Below are 4218 nucleotides of genomic sequence, written 5' to 3'. Positions count from 1 at the left end.
GTTCTGCCAATACTTTGAGTTTAAAGCTTTCGCTGTAACGTCTCACATATCCATCATTTTTATACATATACAATTGAATTTTTGTATACATATTTCAGGACGGGTCAATATGTGTGGTAACGCTTCAGCTATGAGTAGTGCGGAGGCAAGGAAACCTTTTTGTTTCCGTCTTCGCACGTAGCAAAAGCTTTTTGTTTTGATTTATATTTTTTCGCCAGAGCAATCCCGACGCTTCGGGAGAAAAGATTTTGCGGACATAGTAAATATACGCTTACTTTAAATTAAATACCAAACCACGCATTACTTATAGGTATTGTTACCTAAAGTTACGACCCGCTTGAGTGGTATTTCTGTCCGAGTCATTGTGATATGTTTTCAGCTCTTTTCATTTAAGAAATTCGAAGTTTTACATCTTTATTTCTATTCCTCGCTAATATTTATTCTTAATTGTTCACTATTAATTTATATTTTAAAAATCTGTCAATTTCAAGTCCATTGAACCAGAAAAATAATCGATATTAATACAAACAATGCGCCAACGATTGGGGAATTTTTTTTGTCTTTCATATCAGCAAACTTTCCTTTAAACCCATTTAATATCCAGTAGACAATTCCCCCAAAAAATCTAAACAATTGTGTATTCACCATTTGAATTTTTATAAGTAATTTTAGGTAACGCCTAGGCTATGATTTCGTTGTGGGAAACGTCGTGGACTTTTCCACTTATGAAATCAGGCCGTTTGATGGTTAATATTTTTATTTTTTGCATACTGCCACAATGAATTATAGCCATTGTTAGCAAACGTTTTTATTTCCAAATTTCCCACCATTTCTTATTTATTTGGACTTCTGATTGAGCATTGGTCTGGACTTTTTGGTTTTCAATCGGTTTTTGCGATGTTGTTTTTGCTTTTGATTTTTTCTCTTTTGGGAAATGCATCTGAAGACCGCTTAATTCAGTAAGAAAAAATAGTATTCTAAAATTTCCGGTACTTGTGTCAATTCGTGGAGTATAATCTTTTTGATCACTACCTAAGTAATTTTTGCCTTCAAAGTATGATTGGATATTCCAATTACCATTATTGTTAGAAACAGTTTGCTCAATATAATTTTGGTAATCAGCTTTTTTCTCTTTCTCTGATTTAGGTAAAGTAATGACATCATTTTTAGTTAGGAGTGAGCTTTGCATATCGAAGTGTCCCTTCATAATAATGTCAAAATACCATTCATTTGTTAGTTCTACAGCTTTCATCGTAAATCCGTCCACAAAACTTAAGACCTCGTTTCTAGTGACACTCTTTGAGTCCAAACAAAATCGCACCCCAGTAGATTTAGTCCAATTTGCTTGTTCTTCTGTAAAATCATTATCCGAGACTCCATAGAAAGCAATTACATATTCAACTTTATCGTTTATAATTTTTTCCTCATGTCCCAAAGGCTGATTAAGAAGATTACCTGGTATTAAGGAAATAAGGGTATCGAAATATTTTTTGTCATTATTAAATCCAATTCCAGAAGAATGTACAGGTGGGGCTCCTCCCACACCTTGTCTTATAATTGTTCCTGTTTTATAAAATTTCATATACAGGAGAGAATCATCATTTAGTTTTATGGAGAATACAATTAGTTCAACTTCTTTTATGTCCATATTATTTGTCTTGTGAAATGTTTGCTAACGCCTCAGCTATGAGTAGTGCGGAGGCAAGGAAACCTTTTTGTTTCCGTCTTCGCGCGTAGCAAAGGCTTTTTGTTTTGATTTATATTTTTTCGCCAGAGCAATCCCGACGCTTCGGGACAAAAGATTTTGCGGACATAGTAAATATACGCTTACTTTAAATTAAACACCATACTCCGCATTACTTATAGGTAATGTTGTGCTTTCGTCATTTTATTTCCCTATTAAATTCTGAATTTCCTCAATCGTATTTATTCCGCTCTTTATCTTATTAATTCCAAAGGAATAATTGTCACGACTTAATTTTAAAATATTCCGTTCTTTTGAAGATTTCAGTAGAACACTATAATCTTTTAGTTCAACGGATTTTTTAAATTCAAATTCTACGGTTTCTTGAAACAAAATAGGTGTCCAATGGTCATTAAAAGCTATTTCTATATCGTTTGTTGATTTTATAATTCTCAAGGACTCGTCGTCATAATATTTCCCTAACAAGAACCGTAATTGTTTATTTGAAATTCTATCCAAACCATTTGATTTCAATACCTCATAAGCATTAGTAAGTGGTTGAAATCTGTCGAATTGTATTATTGCTCCAAGCCAAATTTTAATACTATCTTTAGTCTTTTGAGATTCTTGAGCATTTAATATCTTATTTGAAGACGCAATAGCCTTCATAAAATTTAATTCGATTTGTTTTAATACTAACTTATCGCTTTTTAAATTTTCTTGAATTTGAGAAAGTATTTCCTTTTCAAACACGTCATTTTTTTTATTCTCATTCAGATTGTTAAGTTGCAGAGCAATTAAAATTCCGATTACCACTAGTATGATTTCACCAATGGCATACTTCAAATATTTTCCAGTTTTTCCTTCCGAAAGCAAGTTTTGTCTAATTTTTCTAAAGAATTTTATCATTGGTTATTGGTTGGTCATAATGAAGCACAACGCTTCAGCTATGAGTAGTGCGGAGGCAAGGAAACCTTTTTGTTTCCGTCTTCGTACGTAGCAAAAGCTTTTTGTTTTGATTTATATTTTTTCGCCAGAGCAAAATCGAAAAGATTTTGCGGACATAGTAAATATACGCTTACTTTAAATTAAACACCAAATTCCGCATTACTTATAGGTATTGTTGGCAGTAGTATTTATTAAAAGGGGAAATCCAAATTTTCTTCATATTCTTGTTTTACATCATAATCCATTTTTTTTGAATTATATGTATATGACTTTGTGTTTACCCTACAATTCCCAACAGATTCAAATAACTTAATTAATTCCTTAATACCTATTTCGTATATAAATTCGTTTTTTTTATCGTCAGAAGTAAAAAGAATGCATTCTAGTTCCCTTCGCGAATTTTCATATAAAACCTCCAATTCTTCATCCGTAACATTATGTTCCGTCAAATCTGTAAATTTTAGATTTCCTTCGTCAACATATGATAAAACTGGATAGAAAATATAACTATGCACAAATTGATTGATTAAAAATTTTAATTCAAACTTTTCTTTTTTTGGTTCTTTATAATCATAAAGTTCCTGAATCCGATGATTGTTTAAAAGGTTGACAGGAATCCCAGAATTAGCATATTTTTTGCCTTTTATGTTCGTGGATATAATCCTATTTGTAAGTTTTTTTCCGTCTATCAATTTTCGAATAATATAAAAAGCTAACATTATATCCTTTTCAAAAGAGGTATAATTCTTAGGAGACCAATCCTTTTCAGGATGAATGTTTTTTTGAGTCCGCTTTGAAATTTTCAAAAGCTCTTTTTGCCAAGTTTCTCCGAATGTTATCATAGAGGTTATATTACTGCCAACGTTTAGGCTATGATTTCGTTGTGGGGAACGTCGTAGACTTTCCCACCTATGAAATCAGGCCGTTTGGTGGTTTCCATTTTAGTTTTTTGCATGATGCCACAATGAATTATAGCCCTTGTTGTACACCGTTTTTTTTATTCATAATTATAACGATTAATTAGATCGTAATATTCAAAGCAGGAGCCTTTAAGCTTATGTGGTCAGCTTGCATAAGTTCAATTTTCTTTATGCTTTCTCTTGAAATAGACCTATCCTTATCTTCAATTAAATAACCATTCAAATAAATATTATTCGATGGGTTCAAACCAAAAAAAATATTTAATTCATTTTGCGTCTTTATGTCAAACTGAGAATCAATTTTGACTTCAATAATTCCATTAGCCTGTTTATCTATAGGAAACAAATTGGTCGCACTTATTTCTTGATTTTTCAGAATGTTCATTTCAGAAATATGATCAGTTGGTAGTTTTTTTAACATGTCGAAACTAGCCATAATTTCACCATTTATGATTACTATCGGATTATCAGAGTTTGCTTTATAAATTTTAGCGTCAAGATTTTGAGCGCTGACGTTAATTCCTATTGTAATAAGTAAAAAAAATATCGAAAGTGATTTCATATTTTTTGTTTTTAAAATGGTGTACAACGGTCTCGTATAACCGTCAGTTACGGGCTAAATATACCTTTATTTTTGGTTTGGCGCCTGCGTTAGCAATTCCGAGT

At 31.7% G+C, this 4218-nt stretch carries 4 protein-coding genes; all 4 read right to left on the bottom strand.

The genetic code is table 11. The features are described from left to right. Positions 1–808: 808 nt before the first annotated feature. The 4 genes from WAA86_RS15335 to WAA86_RS15320 all read right to left on the bottom strand — a co-directional run bounded on the left by WAA86_RS15335 (position 809) and on the right by WAA86_RS15320 (position 4114). Positions 809–1648 (bottom strand): hypothetical protein, encoded by an 840-nt coding sequence (locus WAA86_RS15335; protein WP_337301899.1) that lies wholly within the window; start codon positions 1646–1648, stop codon positions 809–811. Between the two features lie 240 nt (positions 1649–1888). Further along, the gene (locus tag WAA86_RS15330) at positions 1889–2593 is read right to left on the bottom strand and encodes a DUF6090 family protein (RefSeq protein WP_337301898.1); all 705 of its coding nucleotides are present in this window, start codon (positions 2591–2593) and stop codon (positions 1889–1891) included. A 230-nt stretch (positions 2594–2823) separates the two neighbouring features. After that, positions 2824–3474, bottom strand: a complete 651-nt coding sequence (locus WAA86_RS15325) for a hypothetical protein (RefSeq protein ID WP_337301897.1) — start codon at positions 3472–3474, stop codon at positions 2824–2826. 178 nt (positions 3475–3652) lie between these two features. Beyond that, positions 3653–4114 carry a hypothetical protein gene (locus WAA86_RS15320; RefSeq protein WP_337301896.1) on the bottom strand — a complete coding sequence of 154 codons (462 nt, stop codon included), beginning with the start codon at positions 4112–4114 and terminating at the stop codon, positions 3653–3655. Positions 4115–4218 lie beyond the last annotated feature (104 nt).

Source organism: Sediminicola sp. 1XM1-17, assembly GCF_037203765.1.
In the GTDB taxonomy this organism is placed as follows: domain Bacteria; phylum Bacteroidota; class Bacteroidia; order Flavobacteriales; family Flavobacteriaceae; genus Sediminicola.
This window is presented reverse-complemented; position numbering and strand designations above follow the sequence as displayed.